Below are 22,070 nucleotides of genomic sequence, written 5' to 3' on the forward strand. Positions count from 1 at the left end.
CGGAGAGAGCGATGCAGTACTCGAGCACGACCGGGTCGACGAGGAGGCGGGTCTGCGTCGTCGGCGCCTCCGGCAAGCTGGGCCGCCACCTGGTCCAGCTGTCCCTGGACCGCGGCTTCGAGGTCGTGGCCGTGTGCCGCGCGCAGAGCGTGGGCAAGCTGGCCGACCTCGCCGACCGGATCACCGTCGTCCCCGGCGCCACCGACGACCGCGACGTCATCGCGCGGGCGGTGGCCGGCTGCGACGCCGTGCTGACCGTCCTCGTGCCGTGGGGCATGCAGCACTACGCCTCCGGCACCGCGCAGGCGGTGCTCGACGCCGCCCCCCGGCACGCCCGCCTCGTCTTCTCCTGCGGCTGGCACATCACCCGGGACGGCCGCGACGTCTACCCGCTGCGGCTGCGGGTGTTCGTGGCGGTGTTCGGCCGGCTGGCCCGCCTGGCCCGGGTGGTGGACGTGAACGACCAGGTCGAGGCCTGCCGGCGGGTCTTCGCCAGCGACACCCGGTGGACCGTCGTCCGCGGCAGCGACCTGGAGGACGGCGAGAGCCAGGGCCTGCCGCGCTGGAGCCGCCACGTCGGCGACCCGGTGCTGGCCAGCAACCTCACCCGCCGGGTCGACTTCGCGCTGTTCATGGTCGAGGCGATCGGGGACGACGCCCTCGTGCAGGAGGCCCCGGCCATCGTCGGCCGGCTCACCCCCTCCGCACTGGCCCACGCCGAGGAGGTACCGGCATGACCACGACGCTGACGGACGCCGCCCCACCGCGGGAGTTGTCCCCGCAGCGGCTGGCCCGGCTCACCGGCGTCCTCTACCTGCTGCTCGTCGGCCTCGGGATGGCCGGCCCGCTCACCCTCGAGGCGCTGCTCGTCCCCGGGGACGCGGCCGGCACCGCCGCGGCCGTGGCCGGGTCCGCGACGGCGTTCACGCTCAGCATCGGCGCCTGGGTGGCCGTCGTCGCGGTCGACGTCGCCATCTCGCTGACCCTCTACCTGCTGCTCGCGCGCTTCGGCCGGGGGCTGGCGATGGCCGCGGCCGCCTTCCGGCTGCTGTACTCGGCCACGGTGGCGGCGCTCCTGGTCGAGCTGTTCACCGCTCACCGGCTGCTCGTGCTCCCCGGCGGCGCCGTCGCCGACCCCGGGGCGGCGCAGCGCGGCCTCGACGCCCTGCAGACCTTCAGCGACGGGTTCCTCGTCGCGCTGGTCTTCTTCGGCGGCCACCTGGTGCTGCTCGGCGCCGCGCTGCAGCGGTCGGGGTACGTGCCGCGGGTGCTGTGCTGGTTCGTGGCCGCCGCCGGCGCGGGGTACGTCGTCGACAGCCTGGCCAGCCTGCTCGTCGACTCCTACGGCGGAGCGGCCGCCGTCGTCGCGCTGACCCCCACCCTGATCGGGGAGGTCGGCCTCGCGCTCTGGTTCCTCATCCGGGGCGTCCGGCGGACGGCGTTGACGCCCACCCCGCGTGCCTGACGTTCGGGAAGCGCCGCACGCGGTCGGGCTGGCCCGACACCCGATCGGCCTGCTGGCGGGATCGGCGAGGGCGCCGCCGGCCAGCAGGGTGGTGCCATGACCGCAGACACCGCCGTCCTCCCCACCGTCCCCGCCCATCCGGCCCCGGCCGCCGCCCGCCCCCGGCGGCTCCGGCAGCTGCTGGTCGACTCCGGCTACACGCTGGCCGCCTTCCCGCTGGCCGTCGCCGCCCTCACCGTCGTGGTCACCGGGCTGGCCGCCGGCGCCGGGCTGGCCGTCGTCTGGATCGGCGTCGCCGTCCTCGCCGCCACCCTGGGCGCCGCCCGCGGGCTGGCCGAGGTCGAACGGGCCTGGCTGCCCGCCGTGCTCGGCCGCGCGCTGCCCCGCCCGGTCTACCGGCCCGTCCCGGCTGGCGGTCTCGCCCGGCTGACCGCGCCGCTGCGCGACCGGCGGTACTGGCTCGACGCGCTGTACGCCCTCGTCCGCTTCCCGGTCGCCGTGCTCGGCTTCGCCGTCACCGTCACCTTCTGGGCCGGCGCGCTCGGCGGCCTGACCTACGGCGCCTGGGACTGGGCGCTGCCGCACCGGGCCGGCGACGAGGACCTGCTGCAGATGCTCGGCCTCTCCACCGGCGCCGGCGCGCGGATCGCCCTGTACACCGGCCTCGGCCTCGTCTTCGCGCTGCTGCTGCCCGTCGCCGTCCGCGCCGTCGCCACGCTGCAGGCCCGCCTCGGCGAGGCCCTGCTCGCCGGCCGCCCCGGAGCGCGGTGACCCCCCGCGGGGGCCGGTGCGGCTCCCGGCGAGCCGACCGGAGAGTGTGAACAGCGGCGGCCAGGCCTGGTCCGGCCGGACGGGGAACAGGCTGCCGGGTGCCTCGCCGCGGCGGCCCAGCGTGCCTCGTCGGGCAGGCCGCGGCGCCCTACGCTGCCCGCCGTGGCCGCTGACCGGCGCGCGCGGGTGGAGGACGTGCACGAGATCGCGCTCGGCCTGCCGCACGTGACCGTCGTCCGCGGCGGGCGTGGCAACCCGGTCTACCAGGTGGGCGGTAAGTCCTTCGTCTTCTTCCGCACCCCGCGGCCGGACGCCGTCGACCCCGGGACCGGGGAGCGGCTGCCCGACGTGATCGTCCTCTGGGTCGAGTCGGACGCCGACAAGCAGGCGCTCGTCCAGGACCCGACGACGCCGTTCTTCACCACCCCGCACTTCGACGGACACGACTCGGTGCTCGTGCAGGCGAGCCGGCTCGGCGAGCTCACCCGGCAGGAGCTGGCCGAGGTGGTGCAGGACGCCTGGCTCGCCCGGGCCTCCGCCCGCCGCCGGGCCGCCTGGCTCGCGGCGCACGGCTCCCCACCGGCGAGCAAGCCGAACCGCGGCGCGCGGACCGCCCGCTGAGCGCAGGCCCGGTTCAGGCCGGGGCCGCCCTCCGCTGCGCGTCCTGCTCGTGGATGCGGTGGGTCAGCGGCGAGGTGTCGAGGACGACGATCCCCACCCGCACGACCACCACGCCGACGCCGGCGACCGCCAGCCGCCACCCGCCGGCCAGCTCCTCCCCGGAGAGGAACAGTCCGATCAGGATGCCCACCCCGGGCTCGACGGCGTCCATCACCGGCGTGCACGCCGACAGCGGGATGGTCTGGCCGGACGCCGTCCCGGGCGCCGGGACGACTCCCGGGACGGCCTCTCGGTCAGGAACGCCGGCTCCGAGGACGGACCCGGCGTCCGTCATCCATGGCCTACTGCTGCTCGTTGTAGTCCACGGCGGCCTGCAGGACGGCGGCCCCCTGCTCGATGTCCAGGACCGGGTACAGCTCGAAGTCCAGGAACGGGCTGAAGATCGCGCAATCCTTGGCCAGGGCAGCCGGGTCGTCGGTCTCGGCGACGGCGAATCCGCCGCGCCCGTCGACCCGGCCGACGAACTGCAGCATGTTCGCACTCGGCGTCCACTTGCTGAACACCTCGAGCGAGCGCTTCATGGACGCCAGGTTCTCCTGCCCCGATCCGCGGGGCCGGGTGGTCCACTGGAGCACGTACTTCATGTCGGCCTCCCCTCGTTCCGGTTGGGCTCGGGGCACCGCTCGAACCGCGTTCGTCACGGACGCCGGCGCGGGGCCGGGAGCGGTGGCGGCGAGCACCGCCAGGTTCCCAGCGCGGTCACGGCCCCTCAAGGTCGCTCCGCGCCGGATCCGGCACGCCCCGGCGATCCTCCGTCCTCGTCGAGCAGCTGCTACGGACGGTAGGACGCCGCACCGCGCCCATGGTGTGCCGCTCCCGCGCCCCCCGTGCGGCGCCGTGGCGTCAGTCGTTCCAGTGCACGAACTGGGCACCGCCGTCCTCGGGGCCGAGTTCCGGGGCCTCGACCACGACGCGGAAGCCGCCGTCCCTCCGCGCTTCGAACGACGGCAGGAACTCCTCCAGCAGGCCGCCGACGTCCGCCGCCATGACCACCGCGCACTCACACACGTACATGCCCGATCGCTCGCACGCTCGTGTTGAGATTGCGGCATGCGGACGACGGTGGAGTTCGACGACGACACCGCCCGGGCCATCGCGGCCCTGCGCCGCGATCGCGGCCTGGGCGTCTCCGAGGCGGTGAACGAGCTGATCCGCCGGGGCCTGCTCGCCCAGTCGACCCCGCCGCCGTTTCGGCAGCGCACCGCCCCCCTCGGGGTGACCATCGACGTCTCCAGCGTCGCCGACGCCCTCGAGGTGCTCGACGGCGCAGCGACCCCCTGATGCTCGTCGACGCCAACGTCCTGCTCTGCGCCGTCGACGAGCGGTCCCGCGCGCACGCCGCCGCCGCCCGGAGCCGGCTCGAGGAGCGCTCAACGGCTCGCCCCGGGTCGGGCTGCCGTGGCAGTCGCTCCTGGCCTTCGTGCGCATCGCCACCCACCCGCGGGCCATGTCGGCTCCGCTGCTCCCCGCCGACGCGTGGTCGTTCGTCACCGACTGGTTCGATGCCCCCGCCGCGTGGGTGCCGCAACCGGGCCGCGGGTACGGCGACATCCTCGGCAGGCTGGTGCGCGACCTCGACCTGCGCGGCAACCTGGTCAGTGACGCGGCGCTCGCCGCCCTCGCCCTCGAGCACGGGCTGGCCGTCGTCAGCGCCGACTCTGATTTCGCCCGGTTCCCCGGGCTCACCTGGCTCAACCCCGTCGCGCCCTGACCTGGCACCGGATCGGCGCCTCCGTCGTCCGCGTCCGGTCACGAGGGCTGCCTCCCACCGTTTCCCCGCTGGCAGCGCGGAGCGCGGCTCACCGTCCCCCGCCGAGGAGGGCCGACAGCCGCTCGCCCACCGGGGCGACGGTGGGCAGCGGAGCCCGCGCGACGTGGTCGGGCTTGAGCGAGCGCAGCAGCTCCTCCCCGTCCCTGGCCCAGTCGAACCGCGGTCGCTTCATGAGCCGGCGGACGACGGTGCTCGCGGTCTCCGGGTCCCGGTCGGCCAGCCGGCGCAGCACCATCGGCGCGACGGTGTCGTCGTGCAGGTACGACAGCACCGTCTCCCGGTGCCGCCGGCGGCGCAGCAGGTCGGGGTTCGCGAACGCGTCGGCGACCAGGCCGAACTCGGCGAGGAAGTCCATCCCGTCGTCCTCGTCGTAGATGAACGCCACGGTCTCGCACTCGACCAGGTCCGGCGGGAGCTCGATGACGGGGGCGGGAGCCCCGCCCGCCCGGCGCGCCGCCTCCGGGTGCTCTCGCAGGATCTCCTCCTGCCGAGCCCGGTAGAACTCGTCGAGGCGCTGCTGCGCCTGCTCCCCGGGCACGACCACCAGGTCGGTGCCGAAGAACCGGATGAATCGCTGCCGCTCCTCGCGCTGCAGCTCCCACGCCTGTGCCAGCTTCTCCGGGTTGCGCAGCGCCACCTCCGGTGAGCGCAGCGACATGTCCAGCGCCACGTGCGCGGCGAGCGCCCGCTCGGCGGGTCGCAGCACGTCCACCGGCCCGCTGAACACCCACTCGTCGCCGACCGCGACCAGGCGGGCGAGCAGGAACGACCGCTTCGGCGTCCGGCGGAACACCGACGGGCCGCTGGTCGACCGCACCCGGTAGGTCAGGTCGTCGACGAGGTTGACCACGGTCAGCGCGTCCCGGTCACGGAGCTCCACCTCGAACACGCCGGGGACCACGTCGCGCCAGCCGAGCAGCATCTGCCGTTCCCCCGGCGGGAGGTCGGGGTGGGCGTCGACGAAGTGCTCGACCACGGTGCGGCCGTCCTGCAGCCGGTGCTCGAGCAGGAAGGAGTCCCACAGCAGGACCAGGCCGTTCTCGTCCCCGGCCACGACGGGCTCGTCCTGCTCGGCGATCATGGCGCTGAACGCCCGGGCGTAGCGCGGCCGCTCCGAGAACTCCACCAGCTGCCGCTTGAGCTCACCGGCGCGCTCGACGAGGTCTTCCACCATGAGCAGCCTCCGCGCAGGTGGACGTCCGCGGTCGCGCCCACCGCAGGCCCGACCGCCCCCGCTTCCCGCCGCCCTCCCGCGCGATCATGAAGTCCGGGAACCGACATCCCGAGCGGGCCCGGCGTGTCGCCTCACGAGGTTCATGATCGAAGCGCGGTCGTGCCGCGACGTCGACCGGGCGCGAATCGACGTGGTCCTCCCCCGACCAGCGACCCGGCGGCCTCTCCCACCACCTCACCTGCCGGGAAACTCAGCGCAGCAGCTCACGGACCCTGGCGCGCAAGGATGTCGGCCGAACTGCGGTCATCCGCCATACCGCGTCCTCGTCGATGTCGGGAAGCCGCTGGTGGGCGAGCTCGTTGCGCAATCTTGGCAGGGCGCTCCATGTCTGGTCGTGCGTCGACTGCTCGAGAACGGCGGCCTCGTTGCCGGCAGCGATCCACAGCCGGTGGATCACCCAGCGGTACCGCTCGTCCGCGTCGTAGAGCTCCCGATCACCTTCGGCGGCCAACTGTTCGAGCTTCTCGAGCAGTGCATCGAGCTCGAGCAGCGTCCGTCGCTCAGGCCGGATCGGGCCCGTCACAAGGAGCGAGCGTTGAGCAGGTCAGCAGAGACGTTCGGCTTGCTCAGCACGGCGTCGGACAGCAGCGACACCTCGGCGCCGAGCAGGTGCCCGGCCGCGACCGCGAACTCGGCCATGTCCAGGGCGTCGCGGTCGGGATCGACCCGGCCGAGCAGGCGACCGGGCGAGGCGAACCGCAGGTCGTGGATGCCGTGCTCGGCGGCCAGGGCGACGAGCTCCTGAGCATGGGCGCGCACCAGTTGCTCATCGGCGCCGACCGGCTCGGGCGCAGGGGTGCCCATGGGGGGATCGTACGTGTCACCTCAGCGGGAGAAGGGTGAGAACCTCGCCGACTCCCCCCGGCTGACGCCCGCGGCGCCCGCGTGGGTGCACCACCCGGGATCAGGCCGCTTCGAGCCGGTACAGCGCGGTGTGGTGGACCTGCAGCACCGGCTCGTCGCCGGCCAGCACCAGCGCGTCGTAGCGGACCTCGTCGTGGCTACCTCGGCGGCCGACGGTGGTGACCCGCCCGTGCGCGGTCAGCTCCGCCGGCAGCCGGGCGAGGCCGAGGAAACGGCAGTCGCTGGAGGTGTGGATCCACGGCCCCAGGGCGACGTTCTGCATGAGCAGCTCGTTGACCAGCCGCAGCAGCAGCCCGGGGTGGGCCAGCGCCTCCTCCCGGTACAGGTCCAGGGGCTCGCCGATCGCCTCGATGTACCACTCGTTGTGCTCGACGGTGCCCGCCTCGGAGACGCTGCCCAGCGGGCCGACGACCGGGTCGGCCACCACCTCGGCCGGCGCGGGCACCGGCCGGTACCCGCTGAGGTCGGGACGGTCGACCTTCGGATCGGCCGAACCGACGCAGCGCACCTCGCCGGCCGGGTCGCTGACCGTGAGCCGGCCGTCCGCCAGGTCGACCAGCAGCTCGTCGCCGTCGTAGGTGGGCCGCCGGAAGCGCAGGTCGATCCGGCCCCGGGAGAGCCAGTCGGCTCCCCAGGCCGCCACCAGCGGCGTGGTCGTCCGGGCGAACAGCTCGACGCCGGGGACCAGCGCCCCCGAGAACCCGTACCGCCGGGCGACGTCGTCCTCGTGGATCTTGTTGGGTGATTCGTCGACGACGTGGGCGACGAAGCGGTGCGGCGCGGGAGCGGTCACGTCGCCGGATGCTGCCCTGCCGCTCCCCCGCTGTCGACGCCGCGCCGATCCGGACGCGCTTCGAGCCTCCTCATGGCGTCGCCGGGCAGGCCGGGTGGGCGTCCACGGCGCCCCGCCGTCCTACTCTCGGGCCGTGCCCGTCGCCGACTCCCTGGAACGACTGCGTGCCGCCGCCGACGACGGCCGGCTCGACGAGCTCGCACGCCGGTACGGCATCGGGCTGATCACGGTGTTCGGCAGCGCCGTCCGCAGCCCGGAGCTCGCCCGGGACCTCGACGTCGCCGTGTCCCTGCCCGGTGGCACGCGGGAACTGCTCGCCCTCGTCGGTGACCTCGCGGACCTGACCGCCAGTGATGACGTCGACCTGCTGGTGCTCGACGGTGCCTCCCCGACGGCGCGGTTCGCCGGGCTCGTCGGCGCGCAGCCGCTGTACGAGGCGTCGCCCGGCGTGTTCGCGCGCACCCAGATGGCCGCGGCGCTGGAGTTCTACGAGACGGCCTGGCTGCGCGACCTGGAGCTGCAACGGATGGCGGAGTCGTGACCCCGCGTCCCTTCGACGCCGCCTCGGTGCAGGCGAAGCTCCGCTCCCTCGACGAACTCGGTGGCGCGCTCCGCCTGGTCGGAGAGGTCGAGGGAGACCGGCTGCGGCAGGACCTGCTCCTCCGCCTGGCCGTGGAGCGGGCCCTCACCCAAGCCGTGGACCTCGTCGTGGCGGTGTGCAGCCACGTCCTGGGCGCCGAGACGGCGGCGGTTCCGACGACCTACCGCGATGCTGTTCGCGGTGCGGCCGAGCACGGCCTGATCACCGCCGATCTGGCCGGGTCTCTGGTGGCCGCCGTCGGCCTGCGCAACATCCTCGTGCACGAGTACACCCGTGCAGACCTCTCGATCGTCGCTTCGGCCGTGCCGGTGGCACGGCGGGACGTGGAGCAGTTCATCCGGCAGGTCGCGGACTGGGTTCAGCACCGGAGGTGATCGCAGGATCGGAAAGCCACGTGCTCCCGTAGGGCGGGCCCGGCACCATCCCGGCATGACCATCGAGCCCCGCCCTCGGCAGTGGTCGCCGCCGACACCCGAGCAGCGGGCCGCTGCCCAGGCGTCGGCCGCGGCGTTCCGTGCCGAGCAGGCGGCGCGCCGTGCGACCGAGCGACCGCTGCGGGAGGCGATGGCCGCCGCGCTGGCCGAGCACGGCATCGTGCTGCGCGATCCGGTGGCCGCGCTCGACTGCGTGTGCGGCTGCCATCCGCGGCTGGACCTCGCCGTGCACGGCGGTGCGGGGCAGGCCGGCTGCGGCTGCCAGCAGACGCCGGAGGAGCGGCAGGCGGCGGTGCAGCGGCTGTTCGCCTCGCCGGCCGAGACCCGCCCCGAGCTGGAGCAGCTACGGGCCGAGGAAGAGCAGGCGCTGGCCGCCCGGGCGGCGGAGCTGGGGGTGCAGGTCCGGATCGCGGTCGGCGCCGCCCCGTTCGTGCTGGCCGGACGGTCGACGGGCGCGGCTTCTACCTGCGGGAGCGGCACGACGTGTGGCGCGTGACGGTCGCGCCGGACGACGACCCCGGCATCGACCCGTGGACGGCCGACCCCCCGGTGCCGGTCCTCGACATCGCAGACGGCGACTCCGACCGGCTGGTCGCCGACGGGAAGTTCGGCGTGGTGCAGGCACTGGACGTGGCGATCGGCGCGGTGCGGTCGTTTCTGCGGCAGCGGGCGTGCGACCACGCGCGGGCCCAGGCCGGCGACCGGTTCTGGCCGGCCTGCGGGGCGGCCCTCATCCCCCCGGAGTCGCCCTCGAGGTCGACACCCTGACCGCCATGTCGAGCCCGGCGACCGGAGGCCGCAGCGCCACACGCGACGAGGTCAGCCGCCGGTCCGGGTCCTCGACCGGCCGGCGTGGAACAGCGTCGAGGCTGCATCCGTGGCCGCCCTTGCCGCCGCGGTGGTGATCGGCTGGGCGTTGCAGCGCTGCCGATTGCGCTCCCGACGCATCTGGTCGACGTGCCGGGACGCGGCGTTCTCCGGCGGGGTGTCGAAGACGGCGGCCAGGAAACGACCGAGGGCGTCGTGCTGGCCAGGACCGTGCCTGGTGCGGTAGCCGTACGCCGCGAGCATGGCCTCGCCGACGTCGTGCGTGGCGTCGTAGGCGAGGTTGTACCTGTTCTGCGCGTGAGTGACGTTGGGCGGGTCGCTCAGCGCCGTCTCCGCCTGGCCCAGGAACGCGGCGCAGCGCTGCTCGTCGACCGGGACCCGTTCGAGCCGGCGCGCCGCCACCAGTTCCTCGACGGCGCGCTGCTGCGCGGTCGTCAAGGGCGTCACCGCCACGGCAGGTCCCCGATGATCGGCACGGTCGGGCTGCGCCGGACCTGGGTGAGGAAGCCGCTGGGCTCCTCGATCTCGTCGGGGGTCATGATCGTCGCGTTGACCTCCCGGCCGACCTGGTCGCCGACCCGCCGGCAGGCGTCGTAGACCGCCATCGGGTCGGGGTCGCCCACCACCATGACGTCGATGTCATCGGGCGCCGGCCCGGGTTCGCCACGCATCCGGGCGGCGAACGAGCCGTAGAGGAACGCGGCCCGCACGCCGGCGATGTCCCGCAGCTCGGCGGCCAGCAGCGGGACCGGCCCCGCGGCGACCAGCAGCAGGTCCCGGACCGGCCGGGTCAGCGGGGACGCGGGGTCGGGCCGGACGAGCCGGGCCTGGCCGACCCGCCGCTCGCTGAGCAGCCCCGCCTCGAGCAGCCGACCCACCTCCCGGTGCACGGTGGCATAGGCCAGCCCGGCCCGCGCCGCGAGCTCGTTCAGGTTGAGCTCGTCGACTCCGGACAGGAACAGTTCCGCCAGGAGACGGGCCTGCCCCTCCGAGCGGAAGAGACAATGGTGGAAACTACTATCCATTGTAGGGATAGCAAGGTGGTGGCCGCATTGCAGGCACGGGCGGCACCGCGCCGGACGGTTGGGAGCTTGCCTCGCCCGCGCCCGGACCCGTTGACCGCCCTGCGACCAGCGACGAGCCTGCCGACGTGGACGCCGATCCACGGACGACGATCGCCGCGCAGGCCCGCTCCATCGCGGCGGCCTGGTCCCCGCCGGGCGCGCCGCCGAGCTGGTGGCTGACCGCCGCCACCTTCACCGCGATCGCCGAGGACGACGCCCTGCTCGACCTCGCCGCGGCCATCCCGCCCGACCGGCTGCCGCCGCTGCTGCTCAGCGCCGCGATCCGGTACCACCTCGACGACCGCGGTCCGCCGGAGCTCACCAAGTACCACCCGAGCCCCGGCGACGCCCAGCCCCTGCCGGACGGCGGCTTCCGCCCCGCGCTGCACGCCTTCGCGACCGGCGAGGCCGAGGCCCTGAGAGGCCTGTGCCGGCAGCACCGCTACCAGATGAACGAGGTCGCCCGCTGCCTCGACCTGCTCCCCGCCCTGAGCACGATCGCAGAGGACGATCCGCGGCCGATCGCCCTCGTCGACCTCGGCACCGGCGCCGGCCTCGGCCTGCACCCCGACCGCTACCGCTACACCTACCGCCTCCCCGACGGCACCGAGCTCACCGCCGGCGACGAGCGCTCCCCCGTCCACCTCTCCTGCGACGTGCGCGGCGAGCTGCCCCGGCCACGGATCCCCGCCATCGCCGCCCGGCTCGGCGTCGACGTCGAGCCGCTCGACCTCGCCGACGAGGGCACCGCCCGGTGGCTGGCCGCCTGCGTGCCGCCCGAGGTGGACGCCGTCACCCGGTTCGCCGCCGCCGTCGACATCGCCAGGCAGAACCCCGCAACCACCCTGCGCGGCGACCTGGTCGACGTCCTGCCCGCCGTGGTCGAGCGGACCCCGCCCGACGCGCTGCTCGTCCTCGTCGACACCTACGTGCACGTCTTCCTGCCGCCCGACCGGCTCGCCGCCTTCCGTGCCGGGGTCGACGAGGCCGGCCGCAGCCGAGACCTCGAGTGGCTGTCGGTCGACCCGCTCGTCCTCCTCGGCCCGGCCCCCACCGGCACCGTGCAGGGCCTCGACGTCCCGCCGTCGTGGCTCGAGGAGGAGCGCGTCTTCGGCGTGCTCGGCCGGGTCGGCTTCCGCGCCGGCGAGCGCCAAGAGCAACTGCTGGGCCGCGCCCACCCCGGCGCCGCCTGGCTCGAGTGGACCCCCGACGGGAGGCAGCGATGACCGAGGGCACGCGGGAAGCGGTCGAGCGCTTCAACGAGGCGTTCGCCCGGCACGACGTCGACGCGGTCATGGCCGCCATGACCGACGACTGCGTCTTCGAGTCCACCTCGCCACCCGACGGCGAGCGCCACGAGGGCCGGGCCGCGGTCCGCACGGCGTGGGAGGAGCTGTTCACGAGCACCCCCGGCGGCCGGATCGACGCCGAGGAGGTGGTCGTGCTCGGCGACCGCGCCGCCGTCCGCTGGGTCTACCGGTGGCCGGCCGGCGACGGCGGGGAGGGGCACGTGCGCGGCATCGACCTGTTCCGCGTCCGCGACGGCCGGATCGCCGAGAAGCTGTCCTACGTCAAAGGTTGACCGGGCCCGACCGTTGTCCCCCGAGGGGCACCCGAGGACCCTGGACCGTGCGGCGGGGCCGCAGGGGCGTCGCCGCCGACAGGAGAGGAGCGGTGGTATGCACGCCCGATCCACCACCATCCGGGGCAACCCGTCGGCCATGGACGACGGCATCGCCTACATGCGCGACGAGGCCATGCCCGCCATCCAGGGGATGGACGGCTGCATCGGCCTGTCGATGCTCGTCGAGCGCGGCACCGGCCGCTGCATCGCGACGTCGGCCTGGCGCGACGAGGAGGCCATGCGCGCCAGCGCCGAGCGCATCCACCCGATGCGCGAGCGCCTGGTGCAGACCTTCGGCGGCGAGCCGGAGGTGCAGGAGTGGGAGATCGCCGTCCTGCACCGGATGCGCCCCACCGGGGACGGCGGCGGCGCGCGCCTCACCTGGGTGCTCATGGACCCGTCGCGGATGGACGAGCTCGTCGACGGGTTCCGGATGAGCCTGATGCCGAGGCTGGAGGAGATGCCCGGCTTCCGCGGGACCAGCCTGATGGTCGACCGGCGGAACGGCCAGGCGGTCGGCACCGTCGCGTTCGAGAGCCCGGCGGCCATGGAGGCGGCCCGCGAGCAGGCCCGCGGCCTGCGCGGGGAGTTCACCGCGGCGATGCGCGCGGAGGTCGCCGACGTCGCCGAGATGGAGGTGGCGCTGGCCCACCTGCGGGTGCCGGAAACGGTCTGACGGACGGCGGCGGCCCGCCGGACCCGGCCTGGGTGCCGGCGGGCCGGACCTCCTACGCCGGCAGGTCCGCGGGCTCCACCACGTGCAGGACGCCGCGGCCGCGCTCCTTGGCGCCGTACATGGCCCGGTCCGCCGCCGAGAGGGCCTCCTCCAGCGTTCTCCCGGCCGGGGCCATGGCCAGCCCGATGGACGCCGACACCCGCACGGTCCGCCGCCCCACCTCGACCTCCTCGACGAGCGCGACGGCCAGCCGGGTCCCGAGCGCCTCGGCCGAAGCGGTGTCCACCCCGGGCAGGACGGCGGCGAACTCGTCGCCGCCCAGCCGGCCCACGACCGCCCCGGGGACGGCGTCCACCACGCACCTCCGCAGCCGGCCGGCCAGGCGGGTGAGCAGCTGGTCCCCCACCGCGTGCCCGCCGCGGTCGTTGACCTCCTTGAACCGGTCGACGTCGACGAACAGCACCGCGCCCCCGACCGACAGCGCGGCACGCCCGGCGTCGAGGAGGTGACCGCGGTTGGCCAGCCCGGTCAGCGGGTCCTGCCGGGCCGCCCGGAGCAGCGCCTGCCGCGAGCCGTCGGCCTGGGTGGCGACCGCGGTCAGCCGGTCCACCGCCTCCTGCAGGCGCAGCTGCTGCTCGTCGGAGGCCTCCGCCGCCAGCCCGCGCACCGACTCCGCGAGCACGTCCAGGACGTCCTCGAGCGGCAGCCCGGTCGCGACCGCCTCCAGCGTCCTCCCCTGCGCGGCCAGCAGCCCGACGTCCCAGCGGTGCGCGGCCACCTGCCGGCGCAGGGAGAGCACGCTGCGCACCAGCCGGACCTGGACCTCCAGCACCTCCTGGTCGGCGGGGGTGAACTCCCGCGGGGCATCGTCGAAGACCCCGAGGGACCCGAGGACGAAACCGTCCTCGTCGATCAGCGGCACCCCGAGGTAGGACCGGATCGCGCCGGCCACCACGGCCGGGTTGTCGCGGAAGACCGGGTGGTCGGCGGCGTCGGGCACCTGGAGCGGCGCTCGCAGGGCCACCACGTAGGCGCAGAAGGAGAGCTCGTCGGGGACTGTCGAGTACGGCGCTCCCACGCCGCGCTCGGCGGGGAAGCACTGCTCGTCCGGCCCGACGAGGTTGATCACCGCGATGGGGGCGCCGACGGCGCGGGCCATGTGGACGACCACGGCGTCGAGGTCGGAGAGGCCGGCGTGGCCGCCGAGCCGGTAGCTGCCGATCGCCGCGAGCCGAGCCGGCTCGGCGACGGCGGGTCGGGGGTCGGGCAGGAGGGGCGTCGGGACGGCGCTCACACGGGCGGACGCTAGCTGCCCTATGTCACGAACGGAACACGCAGCGACACAAGCGGGATCGACGACGGATCGGGACCGGACGTGTTGATCCTCGGGCCGGGTGCGAGGACGCTTCGAGTCGGCCGGGCGACGTCGCCCGACGCCGCAGGGCTTTCCCGCCGTTCGGGGGCGTGGCCCGGTCACCTCGGGTTCTGCGTTGGAGAGCGAGGGAGGACCAGCGATGGCCGGCATCGAGAGCAAGAACGTGGACCGTCCCGACGAGTCCCGGACCCCGGAGAAGACCCGGATGGACGTCGTCCAGCTGGGCGACGCCACCGTCGGCCGCATCACCCTGCAGCCGGGCTGGCGGTGGTCGGACTGCATCAAGCCGGTGGTCGGCACGGAGAGCTGCCAGGCCGCCCACCTCGGCTACGTGATGTCGGGCCGCATCCACATCAGGGCCGACGACGGCACCGAGACCGACCTCGGTGCCGGCGACGTCTACCGGCTGGAGCCGGGCCACGACGCCTGGGTCCTGGGCGACGAGCCGGTCGTGGCGCTGGAGTTCGAGAGCAAGACGGCCGAGACGTACGCCCGCGCCTGACGCCGCACCCCGGCCGTGAGCGGCCGGCACCGGGCCGGGGCGGCGGGCCCCGGCCCGGACGGCGTCAACCCTGAGCGGAGCGGCGCATCGACCACATCTGCGCCGGGCGCTCGAACTGGGAGGCGACCTCCCAGCTCACCGCGCCGTTGACCGTCTCCCTGCGGAAGTTGCCCACCGCCACCCGTGCCAGCTCCGGGTCCGCGGCGGCGCGGGCGGCCAGCTCCACGGCGCGGTCCTCGACGGCGGCGTCGTCCACGGCCTCCCACGCCAGCCCCAGCTCGGCGGCGCGGGTCCCGTCGACCTCCTCGCCGAAGATCGCCATCGCCGCGGCGGCCTCCCGGCCGATCAGCCGGGAGAGGATCACGAAGTGCCCGCCGCCCGGGTGCATGCCGCGCTTGAGGAACCCGCACAGCAGCCGGGCGTCGCGGGCCACGATCCGCAGGTCGGTCGCCAGCAGCATGTTCATCCCGGCACCGACCGCCGAGCCGCGCACCGCCGCGACCGTCGGCACCCGCACCTGCCCCAGCCGGTAGAAGGAGTCGTAGATCGACGACATCCCCTCGTAGGCGGCCGGCTCGGCCGGGTCCTTGCCGGCGGAGGTGAGCGTCCCGATGTCCCCGCCGGCGCAGAACGACCTCCCGACCGCCCTCACCACGAGCGCGCCGACGTCGGACCGCGCGTCGACCTCGTCGAAGAGCCCGATCAGCTCGCGGGCCATCCCCGGCGTCAGCGCGTTGCGGCGGTCCGGCGCGTTGAGCGTCACCACCGCAACGCCGCCGTCCACCTCGAGCAGCACCTCACCGGAACCGGAACCAGCAGCCACGCGCCCACCTCACGTCGAGCGGCCGGCGCCGTCGCCGGCCGGCGGAGAACCATCCGCAGGCATTCCACCACGGCCCCCGGAAGTCCCACTCCCCGGTAGCCTGTTTCCCAGCCGTTCCGGTTCCGTTTACCCGCCGGTCGGATGGGGGAGAGTGGGCCCGTGTTCCGCGGTCTGCGCAGCGCTGCGCGGGACGCCGTACTCCTGGGGGTCGGCGCCGCGTCCCTCGCCGCTGCGCCCGTCGTCTCCGGCGCCGGCCTGCTGACCGGGACCACCACGCGGGCGGCCCGGGGGACCCTCCACGTCGCGCACCGGGCGACCGTCGCCGGCACCCGCGCCGTCGGCACGCTGGTCACCGGCGCGGACCCGCTGCCGAACGGCCACCTGCACGACCTGCTCGACGCGGCCCGGGGCATGGTCGAGTCGCCGACGACCCGGCACACCCGCCGGGTCTGGGCCGACCGCGACCGCGTCCAGGTCGAGATCGCGGAACCCGCCGACGAGCAGCCGGACGAGGCCCGCCGCTCCCTGCTCCGCCACCTCGAGCGGCTCGAGGGCGTCCAGTGGGCCACCGTCAACGACGTCGTCGGCCGGGTCCTGGTCGCCGTCGACACCAAGCGGGTCGGCCTCGAGGACGTCGTCGGCGTCGTCACCGAGATCGAGCAGGCCCGCGGCGGCACCGGCGTCTTCCCCCAGCGCCCCGACCACCCCGCCGACCTCGAGCCGCTGCTGGCCGCGCTCGTCGCCGCCGGCATCGACCTGGCCTCCGTCGGCGTCTCGCTGGCCGGCCGCTACCTGCCGATCCCGCCGCTGCCCCGGCACGTCACGCTGCTCACCGCGCTGCTCGACACCCAGCAGTGGCTCAAGCGGGGGCTGGCCCACCGCATCGGCCCGATCGGCACCGACCTCGTCTTCGCCGGCACCAGCGCCCTGCTGCACGCGCTCACCCAGAGCCCCACCGTGCCGGCGCTCAACGCCGTGTCGGCGGTGCAGCAGGCCCTCGAGGTGCGCGAGCGCCGCCGGGTCTGGGGCCGCCGCGAGCGCGAGCTGTGCCTTCCCGAGCCGGACGACGACGCCGCCGAGCCGCTCCCGCCGCCCCGGTCGCGGCCGGTCCCGATGTCCCCCGGGCCCGTCGAGCGCTACCGCGACCGCCTCGACCCCACCGAGCTCGCCCTGGCGCTGGCCCTGCTGCCGCTGACCCGCAGCCCCGGCCGCTCGGCCGACCTGCTCAAGGCGCTCACCCCGCGGGCGGCCGTCCAGGGCCGGGAGTCCTTCGCCGCCACGCTGGACCTGCTGCTCTCCCGGCGGGGCGTCCTGCCCATGGAGGGCTCGGCCTACCGCCGGCTCGACCGCATCGACGCCGTGGTCGTCGACGCCGCCGCGCTGTGCACCGGCCCGCCCGCGGTCGTCGAGGCCACCGCCGAGGCCGACGGGTGGGACGACGCCGCCGTCTGGACCGCCGCCACCTCCCTCCTCTCCACCGGCGACCGGTCCACCGGCGACCGGTCCACCGGCGACCGGGACGACGGCCTCCGGCTCGGCCCGCCCCGGACGTCGGACGGCGCACCCGGCGCCGAGGTCCGCTCGCTGCTGCAGGGCCGCCGCCGCGTCGGTACCGCGATCATCGCCCAGGGGCTCGACCCGCACGCCGAGGCGCTGCTCACCACCGCGGCGGACGTCGGCGCCCGGCTGGTCCTCACCCGGCACGCCGGCGCGGCCGACCTCGCCGGGCTCGCCGACGAGGTCACCGACGACCCGCTCGTCGAGACCGTCCGGCGGCTGCAGACCGAGGGCCGCGGCGTCCTGCTGGTCTCGGCGACCGACGGCCCCGCGCTGATCGCCGCCGACGTCGCCGTCGCCCCGGTCATCGAGGGCCGCGCGCCGGCGTGGGGCGCCGACCTGGTGACCGCGCCGGGCCTGGCCGACGCCTGCCGGATCGTGGCCGCGACCGCCGACGCGAAGGCGGCCAGCCGGCGTTCGGTCGCCACCGCGCTCACCGGCAACGTGCTCGGCGGCCTGCTCGCCGCCGTCGGCAGCCCGACCTACGGCCAGGAGCGGGCCACCACCCCCAGCAAGTGGGCGACCCTCACGACGATGGTCACCGGCACCTGGGCGGGCGCCCGCGCCGGCCGCCGCCCCGCTCCCCCGCCGACCGTGCACACCCCCTGGCACGCCCTCGAGCCCGACGAGGTGCTGCGCCGGCTGCCCGCGGCACCGGGACCCGACCACCGCGACTCGCGCCTCCGGCACGCCGGGGCCCGGGTGGCCGCGCTGCCCGTCGTCCGCCTGCCGGCCCGCTTCGGCCGGACCGTCGCCGCCGAGCTCGCCGATCCCCTCACCCCCGTGCTCGGCACCGGTGCGGCGGCGACCGCGGTGCTCGGCGAGAGCGTCGACGCCCTGCTCGTCGGCGGCGTCACGGTGGTCAACGCCCTGGTCAGCGGGCTGCAGCGGCTGCGCGCGGAGACGTCGCTGGAGGCGCTGCTGCTCGAGCAGGACCGCTGCGTGCGCCGCGAGGTCCGCGGCGGGGCGCAGGACGGCGGGGTCGAGGAGGTGCCCGCGACCGCGCTGCGGGTCGGGGACGTCGTCCACCTCGAGCCCGGGGACGTCGTCGCCGCCGACGCCCGCCTGCTGGAGGCGGTGGACCTGGAGGTCGACGAGTCCGGGCTGACCGGGGAGTCGCTGGCGGTCGCCAAGTCGGTCGAGCCGACGCCGGGCGCCCCGGTCGCCGACCGCACCTGCATGGTCTTCGACGGCACGACCGTGGTGGCCGGCTCCGGCCGGGCGGTCGTCGTCGCGGTCGGGGACGCCACCCAGGCCGGGCGCGCGGCCCGCGCCGCCGGGGGCGCCGCCCCGCCGGCCGGCGTCCAGGCGCGGCTGGCCGAGCTGACCCGCTCGGTCCTGCCGCTCACCCTCGCCGGCGGCGCGGCCGTCACCGGGCTCGGCGTGCTGTGGGGCCGCCCGCTGCGGGAGGCGGTCGCCTCCGGGGTCGCCGTCGCCGTCGCCGCGGTGCCCGAGGGGCTGCCGCTGGTCGCCACCGTCGCCCAGCAGGCCGCGGCCCGGCGGCTGTCCCGGCACGGTGCCGTGGTGCGCAGCGCGCGGGTGCTGGAGGCGCTCGGCCGGGTCGACACCGTCTGCTTCGACAAGACCGGCACGCTGACGGAGAACCGGCTGCAGGTCACCCGGCTGGTCCCGCTGGACGGCGGCGGCGAGGAGGACCTGCTCCGCCTGGCCGCCGCCGGCATGGGCAACGGCCACGACGACGCGCACGAGACCGACCGCGCCGTGCTGGAGGCCGCCGGCGACGCCTGGACCGGCCCGCCCGACGCCGGCCTGGCCTTCGCCACCGGGCGCGGCTTCTCCGCGGCGGTGCGGGACGGCCGGCTCATGGTCAAGGGGGCGCCCGAGGTGGTGCTGCGCCGCTGCGAGGGCGCCCCGGACGACGTCCGCGACCGGGTGCGGGAGCTGGCCGCCGACGGGCTGCGGGTGCTGGCCGTGGCCGACCGCGACGTGGACGGCGTGCCCGACGACCTGGAGGAGGTCGCCGGCGGGCTGACCCTGCGCGGGCTGGTCGGGCTGTCGGACACGCTGCGGGAGTCCTCGGTGCGCGCGATCGAGCAGCTGCGGGCCGCCGGGATCCGCGTCGTCGTGGCGACCGGCGACCACCCCGAGACCGCCGGCGCCATCGCCGCGCGGGCCGGGGTGCCGGACGCCGACCGGGTGGTCACCGGCGCCCAGCTGGCCCGGGCCTCGGAGTCCGAGCGGGCCGGGATGGTGCGCGACGCCGCCGTCTTCGCCCGGCTCTCCCCCGAGCAGAAGGTCACGCTGGTCTCCGCGCTGAGGCGGGCCGGGGCGACGCTGGCGATGACCGGCGACGGGGTCAACGACGCCGCCGCGATCCGGCTGGCCGACGTCGGCGTCGGTGTCGAGGGCGCCGAGTCCCCGGCCGCGCGCACCGCCGCCGACCTGGTGCTCACCGACCTGGACCTCACCCGGCTCGTCGACGCGGTCGCCGAGGGCCGCGCCATGTGGTCGCGGGTCCGCGACGCGGTGTCGGTGCTGGTCGGGGGCAACGCCGGCGAGGTGGCGTTCACCGTGCTCGGCGCGGCCGTCGGCGGCCGGTCGCCGGTGAACACCCGCCAGCTGCTGCTGGTCAACCTGCTCACCGACATGTTCCCGGCGCTGGCCGTCGCGGTCGCCGCCCCGCGTCGGACCGCCAACGGCAACGGGCGCGGCGGCAACGGCAACGGCTCCGACGACGGCCCGCTCGCCGACCACCCGCTCGCCGCCGTGCTGCGCGCCGGGCCGCACCGCGGGTTCACCGGCGCCGTGCGCCGCATGGTGCTCGTGCGTGGCGCCGCCACCGCGTTCGGCGCCACGGGGGCGTGGGTCGTCGGCCGGGCGACCGGTCTGGTGCTGCCCCGGCGGGCGAGCACGATGGGCCTGGCCGCGCTGATCACCACCCAGCTGGCGCAGACGGCGTGGTCGGGACGCCGCAGCCCGCTGGTGCTGGCCACGGTCGCCGGGTCGCTGGCCGTGCTCGGGGTCGTCGTCCAGACCCCAGGCCTGAGCCGGTTCTTCGGCTGCACCCCGCTGGACCCGGTGTCGTGGGGGGTCGTGCTCGTCTTCGCGCTGGCCGTCGCGGCCGGCGCCGAGCTGCTGCCCCGGCTGGTGGCCCGCTGGACGTCCGCGGCCGCGGTGTCCTGACCCGCCGGGCGCGCGGCTGCAGGGCAGCGGAACCGTGATGGTCGCGGCATCCCCCTGTACGGCTACAGATGTGCTACGGTCGTAGCCGTGAAGGTCGCGTCACGGGAGCTGCGGAACGACACCGCCGGCGTGCTGCGCCGCGCGGCGGCGGGTGAGTCCGTGCAGATCACGGTCAACGGCGAGCCGGTCGCAGAACTCGGGCCGCTCCGCGCGCACCGTCCACACTGGACGAGGAGTTCCCTCCTCGTCGAACGGCTCAGCACCATCCAGGCCGATCCCGCGCTCGGCGACGAGCTGCGCGCGCTCTCCGGCGGAACGGACGAGCTCGGGCCCATCGAGTGACCCGCGGCCTGCTGGACACCAGCGTGTTCATCGCCCGTGAGGACCGGGGGCTCGACGTCGCACGACTGCCCGACGAGGTCGCCGTCTCGGTGATCACCTACGGGGAACTTCGCGCGGGCGTCCTGGCCGCCGCCGACCTGTCGGCGCGGTCGCGCCGCCTCACCACCCTGCAGACCGTCGCCGACCTGAATCCCCTGCCGATCGACGCAGCCGTTGCCGACGCATGGGCGGAGCTCCGTCTTCGCCTTGCCCGATCGGGCCGGCGGGTGGACGTCAACGACACGTGGATCGCCGCCACCGCGCTCGCCCACGACGTGCCGGTCGTCAGCCAGGACGCCGACTTCGACGTGCTCGCCGACCTCAGCGAGCTCCACGTCGTCCGGGTCTGAGGCACACACCCCTCTGCTCCGTGCCTCGCGAGCCCGGCGCGGTCACCTGCAGAGGGCCGCCGGCAGGTTCAGGCGAACAGCCCGCGGATGTCCTCGGCGGTCAGCGCACCGGACATCGCGCCGTCCTCGTCGTCCATCACCCGGGTGAACAGGTCGCGCTTGCGCTCCTGCAGGGCCAGGACCTTCTGCTCGATGGTGTCCGCGGCCACCAGCCGGTAGACCATCACCGTCCTGTCCTGGCCGATCCGGTGCGTGCGGTCGACGGCCTGCGCCTCGGCCGCCGGGTTCCACCACGGGTCGAGCACGAACACGCAGTCGGCCTCGGTGAGGTTGAGCCCGAACCCGCCGGCCTTGAGGCCGATGAGGAAGACGGGGGCGCGCCCGTCGCGGAACCCGTCGACCACCCGCTGCCGGTCGCGAGTGCGGCCGTCGAGGTAGGCGTAGGGCAGCCCCGCCGCGTCCAGCCGGCCGCGCACCGTGCCCAGGAAACCGGTGAAGGAGCTGAACACCAGCGCGCGGTGCCCCTCGGCGACCACCTCCTGCAGGTGCTCGAGGAAGGCGTCGGCCTTGCTCGACCGGATCCCGGCGTAGGCCTCGTCGACCAGCGACGCGTCGAGGGCGAGCTGCCGCAGCAGGGTGAGCGACCGGAAGACGGTGAACCGGTTGCGCGGCAGGTCGTCGACGAGGCCGAGCACCTCGCGCCGCTCCCGCTGCAGGTGGGTGTCGTAGACCTTGCGGTGCCTGGGGTCGAGCACCACCTCGAGCACCTGCTCCTGCTCGGGCGGCAGCTCGGCGGCGACCTGCTCGTCGGTGCGGCGGCGCATCAGCGGCCGGACGCGGCGGCGCAGCGCGGCCAGCCGCTCCTGGTCCCCGCCCCGCTCGATCGGCGTCCGGTAGTGCTCGGTGAACCGCTGCGGGCTCGGGAACAGCCCGGGCCGTCGCGCTGTCCACAGCCGGCAGACCGGCGGGGTCGGCGGGCCGCAGTAGCGTCCGCCCGGTGCCGAGGAGCAGGAAGCGAGCCGTGCCCCGCCGACCGCAGCAGAAGCAGGCGTCGACCGGGACGGACCTGCTGGCCGTCCTGCGCGAGGGCGTCGACTCGCCCACGCCCGGACTGCTCCTGGGCTCCGTCGGT

At 75.5% G+C, this 22,070-nt stretch carries 29 protein-coding genes; 17 read left to right on the forward strand and 12 right to left on the reverse strand.

Annotated features, from left to right (window positions below):
• Positions 1–11: 11 nt before the first annotated feature.
• The 4 genes from ACI8AC_RS06475 (at position 12) to ACI8AC_RS06490 (ending at position 2,857) form a co-directional block, all read left to right on the forward strand.
• Positions 12–737, forward strand: coding sequence for an NAD(P)-dependent oxidoreductase (locus ACI8AC_RS06475; protein WP_456896329.1), 726 nt, complete (start codon positions 12–14; stop codon positions 735–737).
• On the forward strand, positions 734–1,465 hold the full coding sequence (locus ACI8AC_RS06480; protein WP_456896331.1) for a DUF4386 domain-containing protein: 732 nt from the start codon (positions 734–736) through the stop codon (positions 1,463–1,465). The genes ACI8AC_RS06475 and ACI8AC_RS06480 overlap by 4 nt, the downstream gene beginning before the upstream one ends.
• A 96-nt stretch (positions 1,466–1,561) precedes the next feature.
• Entirely contained in the window at positions 1,562–2,236 is a 675-nt protein-coding gene (locus ACI8AC_RS06485; protein ID WP_456896333.1) for a sensor domain-containing protein, read from the forward strand.
• A 162-nt stretch (positions 2,237–2,398) separates the two neighbouring features.
• Positions 2,399–2,857 carry an MmcQ/YjbR family DNA-binding protein gene (locus tag ACI8AC_RS06490; RefSeq protein ID WP_456896335.1) on the forward strand — a complete coding sequence of 153 codons (459 nt, stop codon included), beginning with the start codon at positions 2,399–2,401 and terminating at the stop codon, positions 2,855–2,857.
• A 13-nt stretch (positions 2,858–2,870) separates the two neighbouring features.
• On the opposite strand, the gene ACI8AC_RS06495 is transcribed toward ACI8AC_RS06490, so the two are convergent.
• From ACI8AC_RS06495 to ACI8AC_RS06505, 3 genes are all read right to left on the reverse strand, one after another.
• Complete coding sequence (locus ACI8AC_RS06495) at positions 2,871–3,191, reverse strand: hypothetical protein (RefSeq protein ID WP_456896337.1); 321 nt, start codon at positions 3,189–3,191, stop codon at positions 2,871–2,873.
• A gap of 7 nt (positions 3,192–3,198) precedes the next feature.
• The gene (locus ACI8AC_RS06500; RefSeq protein ID WP_456896339.1) at positions 3,199–3,501 is read right to left on the reverse strand and encodes a DUF3303 domain-containing protein; all 303 of its coding nucleotides are present in this window, start codon (positions 3,499–3,501) and stop codon (positions 3,199–3,201) included.
• 259 nt (positions 3,502–3,760) lie between these two features.
• Complete coding sequence (locus ACI8AC_RS06505) at positions 3,761–3,931, reverse strand: hypothetical protein (RefSeq protein WP_456896341.1); 171 nt, start codon at positions 3,929–3,931, stop codon at positions 3,761–3,763.
• 36 nt (positions 3,932–3,967) lie between these two features.
• Here ACI8AC_RS06505 and ACI8AC_RS06510 point away from each other — a divergent pair, with 36 nt between their 5' ends.
• Together ACI8AC_RS06510 and ACI8AC_RS06515 are read left to right on the forward strand one after the other, a co-directional pair.
• Positions 3,968–4,198, forward strand: a complete 231-nt coding sequence (locus ACI8AC_RS06510; protein ID WP_456896343.1) for a ribbon-helix-helix protein, CopG family — start codon at positions 3,968–3,970, stop codon at positions 4,196–4,198.
• Positions 4,199–4,223: 25 nt separating this feature from the next.
• Positions 4,224–4,628, forward strand: a complete 405-nt coding sequence (locus tag ACI8AC_RS06515; RefSeq protein WP_456896444.1) for a TA system VapC family ribonuclease toxin — start codon at positions 4,224–4,226, stop codon at positions 4,626–4,628.
• An 88-nt stretch (positions 4,629–4,716) separates the two neighbouring features.
• Here the strand turns inward: ACI8AC_RS06515 and ACI8AC_RS06520 are convergent, their stop codons facing one another.
• The 4 genes from ACI8AC_RS06520 to ACI8AC_RS06535 form a co-directional block, all read right to left on the reverse strand.
• Entirely contained in the window at positions 4,717–5,862 is a 1,146-nt protein-coding gene (locus tag ACI8AC_RS06520; RefSeq protein WP_456896344.1) for a hypothetical protein, read from the reverse strand.
• 250 nt (positions 5,863–6,112) lie between these two features.
• The gene (locus ACI8AC_RS06525; protein ID WP_456896346.1) at positions 6,113–6,445 is read right to left on the reverse strand and encodes a hypothetical protein; all 333 of its coding nucleotides are present in this window, start codon (positions 6,443–6,445) and stop codon (positions 6,113–6,115) included.
• Positions 6,442–6,726 (reverse strand): hypothetical protein, encoded by a 285-nt coding sequence (locus ACI8AC_RS06530; protein WP_456896348.1) that lies wholly within the window; start codon positions 6,724–6,726, stop codon positions 6,442–6,444. Before ACI8AC_RS06530 ends, ACI8AC_RS06525 begins: the two co-directional genes overlap by 4 nt.
• Positions 6,727–6,826: 100 nt before the next feature.
• Complete coding sequence (locus ACI8AC_RS06535; RefSeq protein WP_456896350.1) at positions 6,827–7,579, reverse strand: hypothetical protein; 753 nt, start codon at positions 7,577–7,579, stop codon at positions 6,827–6,829.
• Between the two features lie 133 nt (positions 7,580–7,712).
• Here ACI8AC_RS06535 and ACI8AC_RS06540 point away from each other — a divergent pair, with 133 nt between their 5' ends.
• From ACI8AC_RS06540 to ACI8AC_RS06555, 4 genes are read left to right on the forward strand one after another with little or no spacing between them, the layout of a single operon-like run.
• Entirely contained in the window at positions 7,713–8,120 is a 408-nt protein-coding gene (locus tag ACI8AC_RS06540) for a nucleotidyltransferase family protein (protein ID WP_456896352.1), read from the forward strand.
• Entirely contained in the window at positions 8,117–8,554 is a 438-nt protein-coding gene (gene hepT / locus ACI8AC_RS06545; RefSeq protein ID WP_456896354.1) for a type VII toxin-antitoxin system HepT family RNase toxin, read from the forward strand. The genes ACI8AC_RS06540 and hepT overlap by 4 nt, the downstream gene beginning before the upstream one ends.
• A gap of 55 nt (positions 8,555–8,609) precedes the next feature.
• Positions 8,610–9,110: a hypothetical protein gene (locus ACI8AC_RS06550; protein ID WP_456896356.1), complete on the forward strand. Its 501-nt coding sequence runs from the start codon at positions 8,610–8,612 to the stop codon at positions 9,108–9,110.
• The gene (locus tag ACI8AC_RS06555; RefSeq protein ID WP_456896358.1) at positions 9,107–9,382 is read left to right on the forward strand and encodes a hypothetical protein; all 276 of its coding nucleotides are present in this window, start codon (positions 9,107–9,109) and stop codon (positions 9,380–9,382) included. Before ACI8AC_RS06550 ends, ACI8AC_RS06555 begins: the two co-directional genes overlap by 4 nt.
• Before the next feature lie 51 nt (positions 9,383–9,433).
• Here ACI8AC_RS06555 and ACI8AC_RS06560 read toward each other — a convergent pair whose 3' ends face one another.
• Complete coding sequence (locus ACI8AC_RS06560) at positions 9,434–9,895, reverse strand: hypothetical protein (RefSeq protein ID WP_456896360.1); 462 nt, start codon at positions 9,893–9,895, stop codon at positions 9,434–9,436.
• Positions 9,886–10,467 (reverse strand): helix-turn-helix domain-containing protein, encoded by a 582-nt coding sequence (locus tag ACI8AC_RS06565; protein WP_456896362.1) that lies wholly within the window; start codon positions 10,465–10,467, stop codon positions 9,886–9,888. Before ACI8AC_RS06565 ends, ACI8AC_RS06560 begins: the two co-directional genes overlap by 10 nt.
• 125 nt (positions 10,468–10,592) lie before the next feature.
• Here ACI8AC_RS06565 and ACI8AC_RS06570 point away from each other — a divergent pair, with 125 nt between their 5' ends.
• From ACI8AC_RS06570 to ACI8AC_RS06580, 3 genes are all read left to right on the forward strand, one after another.
• Positions 10,593–11,732 carry a DUF2332 domain-containing protein gene (locus ACI8AC_RS06570; RefSeq protein WP_456896364.1) on the forward strand — a complete coding sequence of 380 codons (1,140 nt, stop codon included), beginning with the start codon at positions 10,593–10,595 and terminating at the stop codon, positions 11,730–11,732.
• A complete protein-coding gene (locus ACI8AC_RS06575; protein WP_456896366.1) occupies positions 11,729–12,088 on the forward strand; it encodes a nuclear transport factor 2 family protein in 360 nt (119 codons plus the stop codon). The genes ACI8AC_RS06570 and ACI8AC_RS06575 overlap by 4 nt, the downstream gene beginning before the upstream one ends.
• A gap of 97 nt (positions 12,089–12,185) precedes the next feature.
• On the forward strand, positions 12,186–12,806 hold the full coding sequence (locus tag ACI8AC_RS06580) for a hypothetical protein (RefSeq protein ID WP_456896368.1): 621 nt from the start codon (positions 12,186–12,188) through the stop codon (positions 12,804–12,806).
• 52 nt (positions 12,807–12,858) lie between these two features.
• Here the strand turns inward: ACI8AC_RS06580 and ACI8AC_RS06585 are convergent, their stop codons facing one another.
• Complete coding sequence (locus ACI8AC_RS06585) at positions 12,859–14,100, reverse strand: diguanylate cyclase domain-containing protein (RefSeq protein WP_456896370.1); 1,242 nt, start codon at positions 14,098–14,100, stop codon at positions 12,859–12,861.
• 220 nt (positions 14,101–14,320) lie between these two features.
• On the opposite strand from ACI8AC_RS06585, the gene ACI8AC_RS06590 reads away from it, so the two are divergent.
• Positions 14,321–14,683: a cupin domain-containing protein gene (locus ACI8AC_RS06590; protein ID WP_456896371.1), complete on the forward strand. Its 363-nt coding sequence runs from the start codon at positions 14,321–14,323 to the stop codon at positions 14,681–14,683.
• A gap of 64 nt (positions 14,684–14,747) precedes the next feature.
• Here the strand turns inward: ACI8AC_RS06590 and ACI8AC_RS06595 are convergent, their stop codons facing one another.
• The gene (locus ACI8AC_RS06595) at positions 14,748–15,506 is read right to left on the reverse strand and encodes an enoyl-CoA hydratase/isomerase family protein (RefSeq protein WP_456896373.1); all 759 of its coding nucleotides are present in this window, start codon (positions 15,504–15,506) and stop codon (positions 14,748–14,750) included.
• A 159-nt stretch (positions 15,507–15,665) separates the two neighbouring features.
• On the opposite strand from ACI8AC_RS06595, the gene ACI8AC_RS06600 reads away from it, so the two are divergent.
• From ACI8AC_RS06600 to ACI8AC_RS06610, 3 genes are all read left to right on the forward strand, one after another.
• Positions 15,666–20,207, forward strand: coding sequence for an HAD-IC family P-type ATPase (locus tag ACI8AC_RS06600; protein ID WP_456896375.1), 4,542 nt, complete (start codon positions 15,666–15,668; stop codon positions 20,205–20,207).
• 87 nt (positions 20,208–20,294) lie between these two features.
• Positions 20,295–20,549, forward strand: coding sequence for a type II toxin-antitoxin system Phd/YefM family antitoxin (locus ACI8AC_RS06605; protein WP_456896377.1), 255 nt, complete (start codon positions 20,295–20,297; stop codon positions 20,547–20,549).
• Positions 20,546–20,938, forward strand: coding sequence for a PIN domain-containing protein (locus ACI8AC_RS06610; protein ID WP_456896379.1), 393 nt, complete (start codon positions 20,546–20,548; stop codon positions 20,936–20,938). Before ACI8AC_RS06605 ends, ACI8AC_RS06610 begins: the two co-directional genes overlap by 4 nt.
• A 68-nt stretch (positions 20,939–21,006) precedes the next feature.
• On the opposite strand, the gene ACI8AC_RS06615 is transcribed toward ACI8AC_RS06610, so the two are convergent.
• Positions 21,007–21,891 carry a DEAD/DEAH box helicase gene (locus ACI8AC_RS06615; protein WP_456896446.1) on the reverse strand — a complete coding sequence of 295 codons (885 nt, stop codon included), beginning with the start codon at positions 21,889–21,891 and terminating at the stop codon, positions 21,007–21,009.
• Positions 21,892–22,070: the final 179 nt, after the last annotated feature.

The organism is Geodermatophilus sp. SYSU D00758 (assembly GCF_054049955.1).